This is a genomic window from Micromonospora sp. NPDC005087 (assembly GCF_042872965.1).
GTDB lineage: Bacteria > Actinomycetota > Actinomycetes > Mycobacteriales > Micromonosporaceae > Micromonospora.
The window spans coordinates 74960-93405 of sequence record NZ_JBIALB010000019.1; the positions used below are offsets into that span (position 1 = coordinate 74960).

Genomic DNA, 18446 nt, shown 5'->3' on the forward strand with positions numbered 1-18446 from the left:
CCATGCCTGTGTGGCGACACATGTCCGAACGGGGCCAGCGGAGGCCACAGTAGGCGCCATGAACGACCACCACCTGTCCGAGGCCGAGCCGCCCGGGACGTCCCGCGGGGCCGGCGTGCACATCATCCGCGCCGACGACCTATCCGACGAGACACCCCAGACGTCCGGCCTGAAGCGCTTCGAGGCCGTCTCCGCCCGCCGCCTCGGGTCCCAGGACCTGTGGATGGGGCTCTCGGTGCTCCCCCCGGGCAGCAAGACCGGTGTCCACCACCACGGCCAGTCCGAGACCGCGCTCTACGTGCTCAGCGGGGTGGGTCGCTGGTGGGTCGGCGACACCCTCGACGACATGCGGGAGGCGCACCCAGGCGACTTCGTCTACATCAAGCCCCACGTCGTGCACTGGGAGGAGAACGCCAGCGGCGCCGAGCCGGTGCGGATGATCGTCGCGCGCACCACCCAGGACGCCATCGTCGTCAACCTCGAGCACCACCCGTACGGACCCGCACTCGACAACAGCGAGAGGTACGACCATGACTGAGGCGCGCCGCGCGGTCGTCGTCGGCGGCTCGTTCGCCGGACTCACCGCGGCCCTGCTGCTGCGCGAGCAGGGCTTCGAGGTCGACGTCTTCGAGCGAACCCCGACGTACCTCGACGGCCGAGGCGGCGGCATCGTCCTCCAGCCCGACACCGTCCGCTGGATCGTCGAACGACCTCACGGCTTCGGCGTCGACGACATCAGCATCGGCTCGTCGGTGACGCGCTACCTGGGCGTAGGGAACAAGATCGTGCATGAGGAGCCCGCCGCCTGGCGATTCAGCTCCTGGACAACGATGTACCGCGTGCTGCTGGACGACTTCGGCACCGACCACTACCACCTCGGCGAGTACGCCGTCGGAGTCAGTCAGGACGACGACGGCGTGAACATCCGCTTCACCAGCGGCCGGACCGAGAGTGCAGAGCTCGTGGTGTTCGCCGACGGAATCTCGTCGATCGGGCGCCGGCGGCTTCAGCCGCAGTTCCAGCCGCGCTACTCGGGCTACATCGGCTGGCGTGGAACCGTGCCCGAGCGCACAGTGTCGGTCGAGACGGCCGACCTCATCCACAAGGCGACGACCTACGCCGTCATCGACGCCTCGCACATCTGCATGTACCCAATCCCCGACAGCAACGGCAGCCTCTCCCGAGGGGACCGGCAGCTCAACTACGTCTGGTACCGCAACGTCCCCGAGGGCCCGGAACTGGACGAGATGGTCACCGACCAGCGCGGCTTCACCGCCCCCGTCTCGGTGCACCCGGGACAGGTGCAGCAGCGGTACGTCGACCGGATGCGTTCCGACGCCTTGAAGCTGCTGCCACCCGCGGCAGCCGAGCTGGTGACCCGGACCGCCCAGCCGTACATCCAGATCGTTCTCGACATCGCGGTGCGCAAGATGGCTTTCGGACGCGTGGCCTTGATCGGCGACGCTGCGTTCGCCGCGCGACCCCACGCAGCGGCCGGCACCGCCAAGGCGGCCGCCGACGCCTGGGCTCTCGCGGACGCGCTCTCTGCTGAGCCCGACATTCCGCGCGCGCTGGCCGCCTGGGAGCCGGCCCGGCTGGCGTTGGGCAACAACCTTCTCAGTCGGGTTGCCGAGATGGGTGCACGGTCACAGTTCACGAACACCTGGGATCCGGCTGACCCAGCGCTGCATTTCGGCCTCTACGGCCCCGACCAGTAGGACGCCTCTGGTGGGGCTGTGGGACGCATGCAACCGGGAAGACCCCTCGACTGCGGCCTACCTGACCGCCCAGCGTCCACAGGCCTCGCACCTGAACGGCACAACAAGATCATCTCTTCGAGGGGCACTTCCTCGCCGGTTGCCAGCACCTCGAACCGCGCAGCCTCGCAACACAGTGGTGTGGTCTCGCCAAGGAATCCCCTTCGTGTCCCTGCTGTCGGACAGCGGCGTCAGCATCGAACAGATCGCCGACCTTTGCGGCCACTCCGGCACGACCGTCACCGAGAGCGTCTACCGGCACCAACTCCGGCTGGTGCTCCTGAGCGGTGCGATCGCCATGGACCGGATCTTCGACCCTGAGGCGTTGTCACTCAATTAGTCACCCAGCTACGACGAGAGGGCACGTCCGTCGATCAGATGTGCCCTCTGAGCTGCGTCGGAACGGCCGGATTTGAACCGATGACCCCCTGACCCCCAGAGACGCGCAAGCCGTCCCGACCGCTCCCCAGCCCAGGTCAGACGGGTTCTCTCGGCACGGTACGGAACCCTGTGGAGCGGTCGGCTGCTGTACTCCGCTGCTGTACTCCCCCAGCGGTCGGGCGGCCGATCTGCGAGACCCGCACCGAACTGGCAACCCCTTCGTCCCGAACAAGGTCAAGTCGCTTCCGTGCCCTTCGGCTGAGTGCAGATATGCAGGTCAAAGCGTTAGTGACCGTTGGTCTGCATCGGTGCCGGGAACGGTCATTTATAAGATCATCTCCCGGATTTCTCCCAGCGCGACGGGGGCACAACGGATCAGACCCCTTCGATGCGAACTGTCGGCCCGGTGGTCCGGTGAGGTCCCGTCCGAGGTCAGAAGGGTTGCGCGGGTCCGAACGGGTCCGGCTCGGTGCCTCTGGCTGCTGTGTTTCACTGCTGTGCAGCCGGTTGATCGTGCGGGTCGATCGCCTCGTCCAGCCGCCCCACCGTCTCGCAGGCGCCTGCGAGGTTGTTGCGCGACGCCAGGGTCTCGGGGTGGTCCGGGCCGAGGATCCGCTCGCGGTCGGCGAGGGTGCGCTGTTGCAGGTCGATCGCCTCGTCCAGTCGCCCCACCGCCTGGTAGGCGTAGGCGAGGTTGTTGCGCGAGGTCAGGGTGTCGGGATGGTCCGGGCCGAGGACCCGCTCGCGGTCGACGAGGGTGCGCTGGTGCAGGTCGATCGCCTCGTCCAGTCGCCCCACCGCCTGGTAGGCGTAGGCCAGGTCGTTGCGGGAGCCAAGGGTGTGGGGGTGGTCCGGGCCGAGGACCCGCTCGCAGTCGGAGAGGGTGCGCTGGCAAAGTTCGACCGCCTCGTCCAGCCGCCCCACCGCCTGGTAGGCCAAGGCCAGGTCGTTGCGCGAGACCAGGGCGTCGGGATGGTCCGAGCCGAGGATCCGCTCGCGGTCGGCGAGGGTGCGCTGCTGCAGGTCGATTGCCTCGTCCAGCCGCCCCACCATCTGATAGGAAGAGGCCAGGACGTTCCGCGAGGCCAGGGTCTCGGGATGGTCCGAGCCGAGGACCCGCTCGCGGTCGGCGAGGGTGCGCTGCACCAGGTCGATCGACTCGCCCAGCCGCCCCACCATCCAGTACGCATTGGCCACGTCGTTGCGCGAGGCCAGGGTGGCGCGGTGGTCCGGACCGAGGACCCGCTCGCGGTCGGCGAGGGTGCGCTGCACCAGGTCGATCGACTCGTCCAGCCGCCCCACCAACCGGTAGGCGCCGCCGAGGGTGTTGCGCGAGGCCAGGGTGTCGGGGTGGTCCGGGCCGAGGACCCGCTCGCGGTCGGCGAGGGTGCGCTGGTACAGGTCGATCGCCTCGTCCAGCCGCCCCACCGCCTGGTAGGCCAAGGCCAGGTCATTGCGCGATTCCAGGGTTTCGGGATGGTCCGGGCCGAGGACCCGCTCGCAGTCTTCGACGAGGGCCGCGCCGTGAGTGAGCGCGGCACTGACACTGTGGACCCGGCCCAGCCAGTACTGCATCCATATCCGCAGGGTGAGCAACCGTCGTGTGGTGGATTCGTCGGTGGGGTGCGTAGCGAGGGTCTGGGCGTGTTGAACGTAGTCGGCGATGAGGGTACGGGTCGCCCATTGCTCGCCAGTCTGCTGTGCGGCGGCGTCGAGCCGGCCGACGGTGTCGCTCAGCAGCGTGTCGAGTCGGCCGAGGTGCTGGTTGTGGTCACGGACGACGCGCTGCACGAGCCGGTGGACCACGGTGCGGTCGGTGTCGACGGTGGGGATGGTCAGCGACCGTTCGGCGAGGACGACCGCGGCGGTGTCGTCGTCGGTGAGGTGGGCGAGCATGGCGGGGTCGACGCCGGTGGGGGCCAGCACGGCGAGGTGATCGAGCAGGTTGCGGGCGTGTCCGTCGGGGTCGTTGGCGGCGAGGTCGTCCAGGGCGAGCAGGATCGCCTCGGCGGCGCCGTGCGGGTAGGGGTCGCCGCTGGGGCGTGGCAGCATGTCGATGACGGACATGGTGGCGAGCCGGTCCAGGTAGGCGCGGTAGCTGCGGTAGCGGCGGCGCGGGCCGATGACCGCGCCGGCCTGCGCGAGGGCGAGGGGCAGCCAGCCAAGCTGTTCGGCGACCTCACCCGCGCCGGTGTCGTCGGTGAGTCCGGTTCGGGCACGTAGGTAGGTGACGGCTTCGGTCGGGGTGAACAGGGTGACGTCGACGGGTTCGCCGAGGTTGCCGAAGTCGTGGCGGGTGGTGGTGACCACGGTATGCACAGCACCGACCGGTGGGGTCCAGGCGCGGATGAGGTCCGGGTCGACGGCGTTGTCGTAGACCAGCAGACAGGGGCCGGAATGCGCGCGCAGCCACGCCAGGGCGGCGCGGGCGGCGTCGACGGGGTCGGTGTCGGGTTGGCGGACTCCTGCTTGGGCGGCGAGTGCGTCCAGGCCGGTGACCAGGTTGGCGGGGGTGTCGGCGACGACCCACACCACCACGGGCCAGCCTTCGGCGACGCGGGCGCGGGCGTATGCGGCGGCAAGCTGCGTTTTGCCGATGCCGCGCTGCCCGGTCACCGCGCAGACCACGACAGTCCGGCCGTGCCCGGCCATCACCGTCAACCGGTCCAGCAGCTCGACCCGGTCTTGCCAGGCGACCGCCTGCCCGGGCAAATCGCCGATCACCATCTGCGGCGGGTCGGTTCCGGCCGCGCCGGGCGGCAACGGTCCGGTGTCGCGGGCGGCGAGCTGGTCGGGGTCCGGGATGGGGTGACCGTCGCGGTTGGCCCACTTCGTCAGCGCAGTGACGACGATCGTGACGATCGCGGCGGCGACACCGACCGCGACGTCGCTGTCCTGGTGGTTCGGCCCAGCGGCCGCCCACCAGCCAATCGCCCCGGCCACCACCGCCCCGAGGATCACCGTCGCCCAGCGCATTCACACCCCATCCGGCTCCGGTCACCAGTCGCAGCCACCTCATCACAGCAGTCGCGCGCAAGGCATCCCCGGATCGGCCTGTATCACCGGCGCGCATTCGCCGTCGTCGCGCTGCTGGATGCGGTGTTGGTCTGGTGGTGTGTTGTGGTTGCCTGCGCAACAGAGGTGTGGGCCGGAGGGCGCCGTTGCATTATCTGATGGGGGAGGTGCGTTACGCCCGGGTCGGGTTCGCGTCAGATGGCCCGGGCGAGTTCACTGAACGCCGAAGCGACTCGGAGCTTGGGCTGACTGTCGAGCCCGAGTTCGTAGTGTCCACGGCGGAGGTTCTGGATGAATGCGTGTCCGGCGATGATCACTTGTGCGGTCTGGTCGGTTCGGAGCACACGCATGGGTCGTAACCGGTGCTTGAGCTGGCTGTGATCGGCCTCGATCGGATTGTTCGCGTGCCGCTCGACATGGTGCCAGGCCGAGGAGATCAGGTCGTCGAGCACGGCGGGGTAGACCGGCGCGGCGTCGGTGACCACCTCGGTAGGCGTCACCTTCAGCATCCGTGACGGTGCTGGGCAGCCGGTCGCCGTCGCTGGAATATCGGCTGCGACCCGGTGGGCTGGTCCGGGAGAATGACGGCCGCGTATCCGCGTACCGTTGCTGAGCTGGCCGACCTTATTGCCTCCGGCCAGCGGGTGAAGTTCCTGCACTTCTGGGGAAAACCAACGGCCGCGGCGCGGAGGGGTCGGCGCCGGTTGCCTGAGCCAGTGGTGGCCGGCCCCGTTCTCCATCGGCGGGCGCGAGTTCGGCACCGACGAGCACTACATGATGTGGGCCAAAGCCATGCTGTTCGGCGACACGACCATCGCGGAGGAAGTGCTGGCCGCGTCGCATCCGCATCGGGCCAAGACACTGGGGCGGAAGGTATCCGAGGCTTCGACCAAACCATCTGGGAGGCCAACCGGTACGACATCGTGGTCGACGGCAGCGTCGCCAAGGTCGGGCAGCACGGTGATCTGCGGGACTACCTGGTCGGCACCGGCGACCGGATCCTGGTCGAGGCCAGCCCGGTCGACCGGATCTGGGGCATCGGGCTCGCCGCCGACGACCCCGGCGCCGCCGACCCAGGCCAGTGGAGGGGGCTCAACCTGCTCGGCTTCGCTCTCATGCACACCCGGGAGCGACTGCGCCCGGACAGTCGATGATCGACGGGGCAACCGTGCCGAACCACGGTGAGAAGGATCTGCTCGCGGCGTGGGTCGAGGGCAAGACGCCGCAGGTTCGCCGACGTGGGAGCCGGGCGCCGGCCGGGCTGCGGTTCGCGTTCTACGGACGCGTCTCGACGCAGGAACTATCAGGACCCGGTGTCCTCGCGGCGGTGGCAACTCGACGTCGCCACCGAACTTGTCGCTGGCAGGGGACGGATCGTGGCGCAGTTCTTCGACGTCGGCCACACCCGCGAACTGTCGTGGGTCGACCGACCCCAAGCCGCCGCACTACTCGCCGCAGTGACCGACCCTGACCGTGGCTTCGATCGTGGTCGGCGAGTACGCCCGTGCGTTCTCCGGCAGCCAGGCCACGCACGTGGCCGCGCTGTTGCAGCGGCACGGCGTGCAACTGTGGCTGCCCGAGACGGACGAGCCGATCGACTTTCAGGACGTCACTCACCAGGCGCTGTTGATGCTGCTCGGGGCACAGGCCAAGCGGGAGGTGCGACGCGCCCGCTTCCGCACCACTATGGCGATGCAGGCACGAACCCGCGAGCAGGGCCGCTACCTCGGCGGCCGGCCACCCCACGGATAACGGCTTGTCGACGCCGGACCACACCCCAACCGCGCCCGCGCGCGGTGGGGACGACGACTAGCCCATCGTGAACCCGGTCAACGTGCCGTCCACGCGGCGTGGCAAGCAGACGAGTGACCAGGTCCACTCACCGCCATGGGATCGACGACGGATCATGTGCTACGGTGCCCGAGTTGCAGTTTTGATTTCCGTAGACGTCTTCCGGCGCCTGATGGGGCATCTGAAACCCATCCAGGCGCTTTTCGTGTCGTTTCGACGCGGGTGATCAACGCGGCGGCGTAAGGGTCCGCGCAGTGCGGTCTCTAACAGCCTGCGAAGGAGCAGACATGACTACAGGTACCGTGAAGTGGTTCAACGCCGACAAGGGCTTCGGCTTCATCAGCCCGGACGACGGCGGCGCCGACGTCTTCGCCCACTTCTCCGCGATCTCGGCGAGCGGCTTCCGCAGCCTCGACGAGAATCAGAAGGTGGAGTTCGACATCACCCAAGGCCAGAAGGGCCTGCAGGCGGAGAACATCCGCCCGCTTTGATCCACACTCTGCGAACGGCGGCCCGACTGGTTCAGCGGGCCGCCGTTCGGCGTTTCATGCGTTCACCACGGCATCGCGAAGATCGTCTGATCGGCAGAAGTCCGGCCATCTCGGTGTGGAGCCCGCTCAGCATTGCCCCCGTGTTCTCTTCTCTGGATCGATTCGGACCTCGGGCGCTAGTCTGCCCAGGCCGACTGTCAGCTCGCCCAAGGCGCGCCTCTGGCTCATGAACCAGACAGACACGGACATCGACCCTTATCGCTAACGAGCCGAATTCCGCATCGCCGCCGCCCTGACGGTTGAGGCACGTACGGTCGCGGTCCAGGTGGAGCACGCCGTGGTCGGACTCGACGCCTCGCCTCCTGATGACTGTCAGACAGCCGGGACCCGGGGTGCACGGCGTTACATCCTGAAGGGTTGATGATTATGACGACGACCTACTCGGGTCCTGCGAGGCTGATCCTGGTCGACGGCGCATGCATATCCGGCATGGCTTCCCTCAGTACCAACCAGCGCGGAGGACTCAACGGCTGGGGGGGCACATTCCGTCCGGACGAGATCACGGCAGACCTTCGCAACGCAGTCGAAGGGCTGCAATTGGAACTGCCCTACGATCGGATGGGGACAGTCGTCGTCACCGGCATACGCAAGCTACTCGCCACGCAGGTGTTGATGTCGTTGGCAGGCCGCGGACCCGCACCATTCTGATCGTGCGCCGCACGGCCGCCGCTACATCGCCGCCGCGACGCGGTCACTCTGCTCTGACGCAGCGATGAGGGCAGGATCGTGTCGATCGATAGACTCTGCCGGGAACCGTTAACTCTCATGCCACCTATCGCGCGTTACCAACTGTCACGACAGCCGGATGGAGCGGGTGCCGGTCCTGCCGACCTGTTCTGGCTTGGTCAGGTCCAGGCGTGATCGAGGGCCAGTGCCAGCCGCCTGGTCCACTGCTCGGCGGTGCCCGTAATTCCGGAGTACTCGTCGGTGAAGTTGGACCAGTCGACCTCCCAGGACAGCACGGTCTCGGCCGTGAAGGTATCGGCTTCGGCGCCGAGTTCCGGTCGCATGAGTTGGCGGACGAGGGCTTGGTCAACGGCGGTGTGTTCGGCGAGCAGGACCGCGTCGTAGAGGTCCTTGCCTTGCGGGTACATGTCGGTGGCCAGCCGCAGCGGCTTCCACGCCAGCGCCAGCGAGGCGGGCGCGGCCAGTAACGACTCGTCGACGTCGGGCAGGATCAGCACCTCTGGCGGGAGAGGAAGTCGTTCGCCGAAGACGATGTCGATCTGTACGTGGCCGTCCGATGCCTCCGGGGTGCTGAACGGGATGAGCAGGCGGCGTCCGTCAGCGCGTTCGTACGTCCAGATGGCGGACTCGGTGATCCGGTCTGGTTGCAGGCCGGCGCCCGTTGCGGTTCGGATGGCGGTCTTGATGTCATCGAGCAGCGTGCGGGCGTCGGTGCTGTCGCTGGTGATGGTGTGCGGGGTGACGACGAAGTCGAGGTCGCCCGGCTCGCGGCGGCGTCGCCGACCCAGGCCGCAATGGTGACGCTGCCGCGCAAGACCAGATACTGGCCCCAGGTGGTTGCGGCGATGGCCGCCAAGACGTGATTCATGGCGGCGCGTCGGGCGTTGGTCCACAGCTGGCCGGTGGCCGCTACGAGGAAGTCGGGCTCGCCGGCGCGGTAGGCGTTCGGGTACTGCAAGACGCCCGGCACAACCGGTAGCAGGGCCAGGGTTTTCCGGGGTCTGCTGTTGAGCGCGTGGGCGACAGCGTTGATCTCTTCGGCGCTCCATCTGGACAGGTCGGTGCCTTTCGGGAAGTACTGCCGCAGCAGCCCGTTGGTGCCGCGTTGCCAAGGGCTGTGGGGGTCGGCGAAGAACACCGGGACTCCGGTCTCGACCGTAAATCGTGCATGCGCAGACAGCTCCTTGCCGCGGTCCCATGTCAGCGATCTGCGGAGCTGCTCGGGCAGTGTCGTGATCGTCTCGGCGAGGGCTTTGCTCATCGTGATCGCTCCATACCCGGCGAGAGCTGGGCCGTTCTTCGTCCGCGGGATCACACCCCAGCCGTCCTCGCGGGGTAGGTGGATCAGCATCGTGAACCTGGTCGTCCGCTCGACCAGCGTCCCGATAGCGGAACGCTGCAACCCGATGATCAGATCTCCTTCCCAGTGCCCGGGAACGGCGCGGTCCGCGACTTCGGCGGGACGTTCGCTGATCAGCGTGTCGCTGGTGACGTGCGCCCATGCGCGTTGTTTCGCGCGTGCCCGGGGGACGCGAAGCGCCCGACCGATCCGCAAGCAGGTGACGAGTTCGCGCTTGAGGGCGCCGCGGCTCTGGACGTAGAGCGCCTGGTAGATCGCCTCGTGGCTGATGCGCATCGACTCATCCTCCGGAAACTCGGCCCTGAGTCTTCGGGAGATCTGCTCCGGACTCCATCCGGTAATCCATGCCCGAGCAACTTTGCGGTCTTCGGGCGGCGGGCTCGACGCTCGGCGTGCCACTGCGCGGTCGTGGCCTTGTAGTCCAACCGGTACGTCCTGGTCGAGGCGTTGCGCCGCAACTCCCGCGAGATAGTCGACGGGTCTCGGCCGAGCCGGCGTGCGATCTCGCGCACGCCCATACCTTGCGCCTTCGACAAAGCGATGTCTTCGCGTTCGCCGAACGACAGATACCGGCCCGACACCGTCGCAGGCAGCGCAGGATTCACGCCGCCAGCGTGCCGGAACCACCGGAACCCAACCGGTGACGACACGCCCGCCGCCGTGGCCGCGTCCTCGGTCATCACACCACGACTGATCGCAGCCCAAAACCTGACCCGGTCCTGACGCCACGCCACCGTCGGTCGTCCCGGCGAGGGAATCTGACCCCGACACTCCCGAACCCGCTTCTGCCTCGGCCCATAAGCCATCGCTTCACCCTTCCGACGAGGTGTTGCGACGACCCGTTGAATCCGCCCTGACAGCCGCGGTCGCTATGAAAGATCACCGGCTGCTCGGGGCGACGGCTGGTCACGGCGTGGGATAGAGCCTGAGCGGGTAGGTCGGTGCGCAGATGATCGGCGGTGGCCCAGCCGACGACCCGACGGGAGGCCAGGTCGAACGGTGGCCAGATACAGCCAGCCCTCCCACGTGTTGATGTAGGTGATATCTCCGCACCAGCGGGTGTTCACCGCCGCGGCTGCGGTAGTGAAGTCCCTGGCGATCAGGTCAGGACGCGCGGGCGCCGCCGGGTCGGGCACGGTCGTCGTCCGCCACCGCTTCGGTGCCCGACCGCACCGGCCGGCCGCTTGCATGAGCCGGGCGATCCGCTTGCGGGAGTGCCGGCGGCCCTGGGCGCGCAGTTCGGCGTGCACGCGCGGGGAGCCGTAGGTTCCAGCGGAGGCGTCGTGCACCTCGATGATCTGCTCGGTGAGTTCGACGTCCTGACGGACCCGCGTCGACGGGCCGGCGGCATGGTGCTGGTAGTAGGCGGACCGGGAGACCTCCAACAGCTCACAGGCACGCTTCACGTTGCCCTGCTGCGCTCTCTCCGCCTCGATGAACGGATACACGTTCACCGGGTCTCCTTCGCGAAGAAAGCCGTGGCCCGCTTGAGAATGTCGACGTCCTCACGCAGCCGGCGGTTCTCCCGCCGCAACTGCGCCAGCTCATCCCGCTCGGCGGTGGTCAGCCCGTCCGACCGCGTCCCAACGTCGAGGCCAGCCTGCTTGACCCAGTCCCGCACCGCGGTCTCGGTCAGGTCAAAGTCCTTCGCGACCTGACCGACCGTCCGGTCTCCACGCCGGCATACCGCGACGATCTCCGCCTTGAACTCCGGCGTGAACGCCCTGCGAGGCCGGCGCGGCTTCTTTCCCATGCCTTCCATGATGAACATCCTCCCGGGGGCTCACAGCCCCCACAGATCTCAGATGTCCGTCAAACCGGGTCAGGCCCATCCTTCAAAACGGTCGAGCAGAGCAGGAAGACAGAGAATGCGATGGCCGTATGCGAAAGTGTCAACCCTGTTGACCTGCTGCGCGAGCAGATCGATGACGTGTTGCAGGCGATGTGCGCATTCTGCGCAGGCGTTGATGTCCGTCGAGGCGGAGGCGATCCGCGGCGCCGCCTATGGGCAGCGCGCTGAAGAGCGGGTCAACTCCCGCAACGGTTACCGGCATCGGGAGTGGGACACCCGCATCGGCACGATCGACCTGGCGGCCCCGAAGCTGCGGCACCGCTCCTACTTCTGCGGGTTGCCGGGCAGGTTGAACACCCACGTCCTCGTCCGGATACGGTCCAGCGCCGAGGTTAAGGTCGCGGTTCCTGGTGAACTCGGGAGGGCCTGGGCCGAAGTGCCGTAGAGATGACTTCGCGGGCGGAATGAGCGCCTCAGCGTGCCCACCTGTCCCGCATTCACCCATCACCGCTCGTGAAGACCGCCCGCGTGCTCTGGCCTTATACGGTCCCGAGAGTCACTGACGGGGCTATGCACATAAGGCGACAGACCGGCCGGCACTCGGTGGCCGCGGCGCTGCTCCGGGTTTGGGCGGCGCAGGAGACGATCGAAACCCGGGCGACGTGCCCACGACAGCAGCCGACGGCGGGCTCGTCCGCTGTTCCCGCACTCCTCGGTCGGTTTACCGGTCTGGCTGTCCGTCGGCGTGTTACGACTGGCCCGCGGCGTCGAGGAGGGTCTTGGTCATGTGGAGACGTACGGTTGCCAGACCGGAGCCGGCGCAGGCTCGCCCTGCTCGGGTGACGTTCCTCGAGCTGTTCTTCGATCTGGTGTTCGTCTTCGCGTTGACGCGGATCGTCGCTCGGGCGTTCGAGGACGTGGTGGTCGAGCCCGGTGGCAGCGCCTGGTCTCGGGCGCTGCCCGGCGCCGGGAAGACCCTCATCCTGCTGCTGGCCCTGTACGCGCTGTGGCAGGGCATCGCGTGGACGACCAGCCGCTACGACCCGGAATCCATCACGATCCAGGCGGTGGTCACCGTAGCGCTCGGCTCCAGCTTGGTGATGGGTGTGGCCGTCCCGCGGGCGTTCACCGGATACGCGGAAGCCTTCGCGTTCGCCTACGTCGCCGGTCAGCTCACCCGGCCGCTGGTGCTCCAGTTCGCCCTGCGCGACCGGCAGCGCCGGCAGCTGAAGTGGCGGATGCTCGCCACCTACAGCGTCACTGGCGTGCTGTGGATCACCGGGGCGATCCTCGACGGCCGGGCGCTAATACCGCTGTGGGCGCTCGCGCTCGGCATCGAGTACGCGGCCGGACGGTGGGGCTGGCCCGTGCCTGGGCTGGGCCGTGCCACCACCGCCGAGTGGGACATCGCCGCGGAACACCTCGCCGAGCGTTACCAGCAGTTCTTTCTCATCGCCCTGGGTGAGACGATCCTGGTGATCGGTTTGACCTACAGCACCGGACCCTTCGACCGCGACCACACCCTCGCCTTCGCCGTCGCCGCGATCACCTCAGTGCTGCTCTGGCGCATCTACTACCACCGCGCCGGGCGGATCCTCCCCGACGCCATCGCCCACTCGGACAATCCGTCGACTATCGGCCGGTCCGCCGCCGACACCCACCTGGTCATGATCATCGGGGTGGTGACCACGGCCCTCGGATACGAGATCACCATCGAACACCCCTTCGATCCCGCCCCGGCGACCTGGATCGCGCCTATCCTGCTCGGCCCGGCCCTGTTCATCGCCGGCCGCGCCCGCTTCGAGTACGAGGTCTTCGGCCGGGTCTCTCCCGCCCGTCTGATCACCCTCGCGGCGCTGACGCTGTCCTACCCGGCACTGATGTCCGCGCCGCCTTTCGCCGCCACGGCCGTCGCCGCCGCGGTGCTCCTCGCCGTGGCCGTGACCGATGCGCGCCGTGCCCACGGCCGACCACCGGAGCCCGCCCAACCACCCTTTTGACGAACTCCAGCGCGCCACCTGCCGCAGGCGCGCTGCACCACGAAACGCCCTCCGTCTGCTAAGCGACCGTTCCCCGAACAGCCGTCGGGCTGCCCTGACGTGGATCAACCCCTTAAGCAACCGTCTCAAGACGCAAGAGTCGTTGATCTGAAAAGCAGATCCTGCACAACCATGCACAGTAGCCACCGCAACGGCCGCGGCCGATCGAAGTGGGCGGCGCGCTGCACGCCCGCCCTGGACCCTTCGCCATCACCTTCGCGAAGGCCTCATTATCCGCAGCACCGCCAACGACCACGCCGCATGGATTACATCGGAAACCGGTCACTCCCTCCCCCGGGCTGAAGTACTGGGTGGGAAGATGCGCCGATGCCGCTGACCTTTCCGTCGCACCCGGGTGTGGTACTCCCGCTCAAACTCTGGCGACCCCGCTGGTTCGACGGTGTCGCGCTGACGACCGGTGCGGTCGCACCCGACGTCAAGTACGCGTTCCTCGGGGTCGGACCGGAGTGGCAGAGCCACACTCTCACCGCGCTGGTGTGGTGGTGTCTGCCGGTGGCGCTGCTCGGCGCGTGGCTTGTCCGCGCCACCGTCGCGACCCTCGCCGCCCACCTACCCCACCTGGGTCCGTTCGCGCTGCGCGACTACGGCGTGCTCGCCACAGTGCGCTATCGATGGCAGATCACCGCAGGATGTGCGCTGCTCGGCGCGGCCAGTCACATCGGCTGGGACTACCTCACCCACACCGTGGCGTGGCAGCGCATCGTATTCGGCACCGACTGGGACTCGGTCAGCGAGATCGCCTGGTGGACGGTGTCCGACATCCCCAGCACTCTCTTCGGGGCGCTGGTCACGCTCGGCGTCGCCGTCGTGATCGGCCGCCGCCGGCTGCTTCGCGACTGGCACGGCACCCCACAGCCAACCCGCACCCGCTCGATGATGTTCTGGTCCGTCGCCGGCGCCGTCGCAACCATCGGGTACGCCCTGACCCCGCTGCTGCCAGCCGCGGAACTGCCATGGGCGACTGTCGTACGGCTACTGTGCGTCACAGCTGGGGCGCTGCTCGTCGCCGCTGTGGCGGTTCAAGCAGTGAACGCCAAGACCGCCCCCGCTGAGACCCGGACGCAAGAACCTGGCAGCAAATCGGAAGTGCCGCCCTCGTCGCCGAGCGCCTCGCCGCCGCCACGATGAACGCTGCCCGATCGCCGCAGCGGTACGCTGCTGCGCCGCAAGGACGGTGGAGATTCAACCGCTGCGGCAGCCAACCTACCGGGCCTGGGCTTGCAGCATCGGTCGCACCGGCCGATTTCGTGTCCGCCTCAGACCTCCCCGGAGGTGGAGCGAAGGTCGGTGTGTGAGCAGGCGATCGTAGCTGCGGCTGTGGCGAGCGCTTCAGGTGTCACGCGAGCCGCAAGGTGGGTTGCGATGCCCCCCAGGTTTAACTCGCGCACCCGGTCGACGTCGACGTCGTTAGCCCGCAGGTGCTCTTCAACCGGCCAGTAGTTGTCCAACCGTTTCGCGAGCGCGGCCAAGGCCCAGGCGAGGTCGACAGCGGGAAGTCTGACGGCCCCGCTGCCGCTGCTGACCTGCTGCCCGTAATCGGCGGCCCACAACTCCAGGCCCCAGCCGGGCCAGCGAGCCGGCCACGTCTCGGTCACTCCCTTCAAGGGGATGATGCTCCAGAGACCGGCACGGCGCGCCGAAAGGTCGAGGTGAAGTCCCGCGGTCGGAATGGTCCGGCACGAGGAAACGAGGTGGCGGCCGTCGAGTTCGGCCATCAGCTGCGGGCCGCCCAGCCAGGGACGCTGCGCTCCCTCGGTCAGTCCATAGGCGCGGCGACCAGCGTCGTCGAGCACGCTGACCAGAAATTCGATCGGCCCATCGGACCAGCCTTCGCCGTCCTCGTACAGGGCCGGCCGCGCAGGCATCCGCTGCCGCACCGCCTGGCGGTCCTGGCCGAGGTATGCCACGAGATCGCCGATTCCGTCGTAGGCCCAACGTATCTTCCAGCCAGCCCAGGTACGCCCGTACGCTTCGAGTAGCGCGGCCCGATAGTCGTACCGGCCGCCGAGGGCGACATGACCGAGCAGACTGAACATCAGCAGCGTGCGGTGATCTACGTCAATCAGCACGCCGCCTTCGCAGGACAGGTCATCGAACCACTCGTCCGTCCGACAGTCGTCGAGCTGGTCGAGCCACCGCAGCGCGGCCGCGGGACCGATCGCGAAGTGATAGTCGAGGCTGTAACCAGCCCCGCCGCCCTGCGCGTACAGCTGGTGGCGCCCATTGCGAATCACGACGTAATTCACTCTGCTACCCATGGCCGCCGATGCTATGGGGCGGCCCTCCGGAGCTGTTAGCGTTGTGGTTCACCATGCGGCTGCCGCTGTACCTACTTCTCACCCACGGACCCAAGCCGGTTTCATTGTCTTCGTGGCGCCTTCGACTGTCGCGAGACCGGCGGCATACGGCCTCGGGCCCCGCGTTGTCTAGTGCCTTACGCGACGACGACCGCCAGCACATGCAGCTACCGACCCGTCTCTACCGGGTCACGCTGCCGGTAGACCTGGATGCCGTGGTCGCTTTTGCGGTAATCAGGATGGCATCAGGGCGAGGCGTAAGAGTTTGACAGCTTCGAACCTGGGCTAGCTTGAGCGGCTGCGGCCAGCGCGGGATCGGTGGTCGTGCCGGGCCAGGACGGTGTAGCAGGCCGCGAGGACGATCGCGGTCGTCATAGCGGCACCGCCGGCACGGGTGACGGCCAGGAACACCATTCGCTGCGGTGCCACCTCTTCCGTGGCGGCCAGCGCGGCGCCGGCTGCGGCGGCGAGGCCGATGGCCGTCCAGGCCAGCACCACGAGCACCCGCTCGGCCGACGGCCACTGCGCGGTCGCCGTCGCGGGCGACTGCGTACGCCACCATCGGACCAGCCAGACCACGACGACGCAAGCGCCGACGATGTCGCTCACCCGCTGCGCCCAGCGATAGCCGGGCATGCCGAGGTGCGACTCGGCCAGCCAGCCGATGTGCGCGGTACCCCACATCCCGTCGTGTGTGAACGAGTCCCACAGCACGTGGGTCGCCGCGCCGAGCACCAGCGAGACGACCAGTATCGCCACGCGGACAGCCGGCCGATGACGGTGACGCGCGGGCGGGGGTCGGCGATCGCGTAGCCGGATCGGCGAGATGGCGATCAGGAAGCGGGCCAGCAGCCCATGCCACAGGGCCACTGCCGCCAGACCCAGCACCACGTCGACGCCGAGGACGCCGGCGAACGAGTGGGTCAGCGTCGCCTGCACCGGCAGCGGCAGGTAGTAGGGCAGGTCGGGAACCATGCTCCCGAGCACGAGGGCCGACGGCGCCAGCCAGGCTGACCGCGCCAGCGGCAGCACGGCCGCGACGTGACTACCGGTGAACGGCACCTCGCCTCCCTCGCTTGGATGGATCCTGGTGCGCTGTCACCGCCGGCTGGCGGTGTACAGGCCGGGCACCACGGTGCGGCTGTCGCCGCGGGGGTCAGCCGCGCAGGGAGCCGCTGCTCTTACCGGCGGGGTCCATTGCGACGCAGGTGACATTGTGGTCACCTCTCATCCACGCCGGCTGCGTCGGATAGAGAACGAAGAGCTCCCAGGATTCAAAGTCCGCCGTCGGGGCGTAGGACTCGGGCAGGTGGTCCCTGGCCAGCGCTAGGCCTCGCTGCCGTTGGCGGCCTCGGCCACCACCTCAATGTCGTCCTCGACGTCAAGGAGTGCGCGGAATCCGCTGCGAAGGAGCGGCTGGTCGTCGACCAGCAGGACACGGATCATGACATTTGATCCACGGGAAGGTCGGCTTGGACGGTGAAGCCGCCCTCGCGGCGCGGTCCCGCGAGTAGTTGGCCTCCGAGGGCGGTGACTCGTTCGCGCATCCCGAGAAGCCCGACGCCGGGCACCGGCGCGGTGTCCGGCGTGGCCTTGCCGTCGTCATCGACGCGGATCGCGAGGGCGTCGGGACGGTAGTCGATCCGGACCGACGCCGTAGCGGCGGCGGCGTGACGGGCGATGTTGGTCAGCGCCTCCTGAACGATCCGGTAGGCGGTGCGGTCCACCGCTGCCGGCACGTTGTTGCGGTGTCCCTCGATCGTCAGCGTCGTGTCCAGGCCGGTCGCACGGACCCGTTGCACCAGTTCCGGGACGTGGTCGAGCCCATGCGGCGGGTTCTTGTCGTCGTCGCGCAGCGCCTCCAGGGTCGCTCGCAGTTCCCGGGCCGCCTCACGACCGGCCTCCCGGATCGCCAGCAGGGCCTCCGGCACCTGTTCACCCCGCTTGCGGGCCAGGTGGACAGCGACTTCGGCCTGCACCTTGATGACGGAGATCTGGTGGGTAAGCGAATCGTGCAGCTCCCGCGCGATGTGCAGCCGCTCCTCGTTGGCGCGGCGCCGCGCGGTCTCCTCGCGGGTGCGCTCGGCCTCGTCCGCCCGGCGCTCGGCCTGTCGCAGCGCTTCACCCGCCGCACCGGCGGCGATCAGCCAGGCCAGCTCGAGGACACCTCGGGCCCGCGCGAACGCCTCGCCCGTGTCGTGCAGGCCCGAGGCCATGGCCGCGAGGGGAAGAGCAGCCAGCATGATCACGCTCGTCGCCACCGTGATAGAGCGGTGTCCCGCCCGCACGGCGGCGTACACCGCGAACAGGTACGCGACGGCAGGCACGTCGAAAGCGGCCGCCTGGTAACCCACCGCGCACAGCCCGGTGACGGCCAGGACGGGAACCGGCGCGCGGCGGCGCGCGGCCAGCGCCAGGCCGCCGGCCGTCAGCAGCGCGTAGCCGAGCAGGTCGAGGTTGGTGGCGGAGTGCTGCCCGGACAGCCCGGTGACCAGCAGGATCGCCGCCACCCCGGCGGCGATCGCCCAGTCTCTGACACCGATCCGTCCCCTGCTCATGCGCGCACCCTAACTGGGTGTCTGCCCTGGCGACTCCTGCGCGCGGATGAACGGCCGGGTACCGCACACGCGGTACCTTCCCGGCTTCTGCGGCATCCGCAGCAGCCGGATGCGCCGCTTGCGGCAGCGTGAAGTGCCCACGTCAGCAGGACGACAGGTGGTGGGTCCGCCGGACAGGATCAGACGACGTCCAGTCG

The 18446-nt window shown here is 68.5% G+C and carries 16 protein-coding genes and 4 pseudogenes; 10 read left to right on the plus strand and 10 right to left on the minus strand.

Annotated elements, in window-relative coordinates:
* The first annotated feature begins 58 nt into the window (after positions 1-58).
* The 3 genes and pseudogenes from ACFYPS_RS30680 to ACFYPS_RS30690 all read left to right on the plus strand — a co-directional run.
* Complete coding sequence (locus ACFYPS_RS30680; protein ID WP_387328940.1) at positions 59-538, plus strand: cupin domain-containing protein; 480 nt, start codon at positions 59-61, stop codon at positions 536-538.
* Complete coding sequence (locus tag ACFYPS_RS30685; protein WP_387328943.1) at positions 531-1718, plus strand: FAD-dependent monooxygenase; 1188 nt, start codon at positions 531-533, stop codon at positions 1716-1718. Before ACFYPS_RS30680 ends, ACFYPS_RS30685 begins: the two co-directional genes overlap by 8 nt.
* A 202-nt stretch (positions 1719-1920) precedes the next feature.
* Positions 1921-2097, plus strand: a pseudogene (locus ACFYPS_RS30690) (site-specific integrase); the annotation flags it as partial.
* Between the two features lie 530 nt (positions 2098-2627).
* Here ACFYPS_RS30690 and ACFYPS_RS30695 read toward each other — a convergent pair.
* Together ACFYPS_RS30695 and ACFYPS_RS30700 are read right to left on the minus strand one after the other, a co-directional pair.
* Positions 2628-5114: a tetratricopeptide repeat protein gene (locus ACFYPS_RS30695; RefSeq protein WP_387328946.1), complete on the minus strand. Its 2487-nt coding sequence runs from the start codon at positions 5112-5114 to the stop codon at positions 2628-2630.
* Between the two features lie 233 nt (positions 5115-5347).
* The gene (locus ACFYPS_RS30700; RefSeq protein ID WP_387328999.1) at positions 5348-5893 is read right to left on the minus strand and encodes a DDE-type integrase/transposase/recombinase; all 546 of its coding nucleotides are present in this window, start codon (positions 5891-5893) and stop codon (positions 5348-5350) included.
* Here ACFYPS_RS30700 and ACFYPS_RS30705 point away from each other — a divergent pair.
* The 4 genes and pseudogenes from ACFYPS_RS30705 to ACFYPS_RS30720 all read left to right on the plus strand — a co-directional run bounded on the left by ACFYPS_RS30705 (position 5892) and on the right by ACFYPS_RS30720 (position 8143).
* Positions 5892-6307 (plus strand): annotated as a pseudogene (locus ACFYPS_RS30705) (NADAR family protein). The gene ACFYPS_RS30700 and the pseudogene ACFYPS_RS30705 sit on opposite strands and share 2 nt — an antisense overlap.
* Before the next feature lie 319 nt (positions 6308-6626).
* Positions 6627-6905, plus strand: coding sequence for a hypothetical protein (locus ACFYPS_RS30710; RefSeq protein WP_354968015.1), 279 nt, complete (start codon positions 6627-6629; stop codon positions 6903-6905).
* 326 nt (positions 6906-7231) lie between these two features.
* On the plus strand, positions 7232-7435 hold the full coding sequence (locus ACFYPS_RS30715) for a cold-shock protein (RefSeq protein ID WP_250799179.1): 204 nt from the start codon (positions 7232-7234) through the stop codon (positions 7433-7435).
* Positions 7436-7861: 426 nt separating this feature from the next.
* Positions 7862-8143: a hypothetical protein gene (locus ACFYPS_RS30720; RefSeq protein ID WP_354968014.1), complete on the plus strand. Its 282-nt coding sequence runs from the start codon at positions 7862-7864 to the stop codon at positions 8141-8143.
* Positions 8144-8340: 197 nt separating this feature from the next.
* On the opposite strand, the gene ACFYPS_RS30725 is transcribed toward ACFYPS_RS30720, so the two are convergent.
* The 4 genes and pseudogenes from ACFYPS_RS30725 to ACFYPS_RS30740 form a co-directional block, all read right to left on the minus strand.
* Positions 8341-9231, minus strand: coding sequence for a nucleotidyl transferase AbiEii/AbiGii toxin family protein (locus ACFYPS_RS30725; protein WP_387328949.1), 891 nt, complete (start codon positions 9229-9231; stop codon positions 8341-8343).
* Positions 9168-10348: pseudogene (locus ACFYPS_RS30730) on the minus strand (IS30 family transposase); the annotation flags it as partial. The gene ACFYPS_RS30725 and the pseudogene ACFYPS_RS30730, both read right to left, overlap by 64 nt.
* Positions 10349-10411: 63 nt before the next feature.
* Positions 10412-10996, minus strand: coding sequence for an IS3 family transposase (locus ACFYPS_RS30735; protein ID WP_387328952.1), 585 nt, complete (start codon positions 10994-10996; stop codon positions 10412-10414).
* Positions 10993-11295, minus strand: a complete 303-nt coding sequence (locus ACFYPS_RS30740) for a transposase (RefSeq protein ID WP_354968005.1) — start codon at positions 11293-11295, stop codon at positions 10993-10995. The genes ACFYPS_RS30735 and ACFYPS_RS30740 overlap by 4 nt, the downstream gene beginning before the upstream one ends.
* Before the next feature lie 208 nt (positions 11296-11503).
* On the opposite strand from ACFYPS_RS30740, the pseudogene ACFYPS_RS30745 reads away from it, so the two are divergent.
* From ACFYPS_RS30745 to ACFYPS_RS30755, 3 genes and pseudogenes are all read left to right on the plus strand, one after another.
* Positions 11504-11665: pseudogene (locus ACFYPS_RS30745) on the plus strand (transposase); the annotation flags it as partial.
* Positions 11666-12173: 508 nt separating this feature from the next.
* Complete coding sequence (locus tag ACFYPS_RS30750) at positions 12174-13334, plus strand: low temperature requirement protein A (RefSeq protein WP_387328955.1); 1161 nt, start codon at positions 12174-12176, stop codon at positions 13332-13334.
* 366 nt (positions 13335-13700) lie between these two features.
* A complete protein-coding gene (locus tag ACFYPS_RS30755; RefSeq protein ID WP_354968685.1) occupies positions 13701-14522 on the plus strand; it encodes a DUF4184 family protein in 822 nt (273 codons plus the stop codon).
* A gap of 128 nt (positions 14523-14650) precedes the next feature.
* Here ACFYPS_RS30755 and ACFYPS_RS30760 read toward each other — a convergent pair whose 3' ends face one another.
* From ACFYPS_RS30760 to ACFYPS_RS30775, 4 genes are all read right to left on the minus strand, one after another.
* Positions 14651-15652 carry a hypothetical protein gene (locus tag ACFYPS_RS30760; RefSeq protein ID WP_387328958.1) on the minus strand — a complete coding sequence of 334 codons (1002 nt, stop codon included), beginning with the start codon at positions 15650-15652 and terminating at the stop codon, positions 14651-14653.
* Positions 15653-15976: 324 nt separating this feature from the next.
* The gene (locus ACFYPS_RS30765) at positions 15977-16753 is read right to left on the minus strand and encodes a DUF4184 family protein (RefSeq protein ID WP_387328961.1); all 777 of its coding nucleotides are present in this window, start codon (positions 16751-16753) and stop codon (positions 15977-15979) included.
* A gap of 264 nt (positions 16754-17017) precedes the next feature.
* A complete protein-coding gene (locus ACFYPS_RS30770) occupies positions 17018-17137 on the minus strand; it encodes a response regulator transcription factor (protein WP_387328964.1) in 120 nt (39 codons plus the stop codon).
* Positions 17134-18249, minus strand: coding sequence for a sensor histidine kinase (locus ACFYPS_RS30775; protein ID WP_387328967.1), 1116 nt, complete (start codon positions 18247-18249; stop codon positions 17134-17136). Before ACFYPS_RS30775 ends, ACFYPS_RS30770 begins: the two co-directional genes overlap by 4 nt.
* Positions 18250-18446 lie beyond the last annotated feature (197 nt).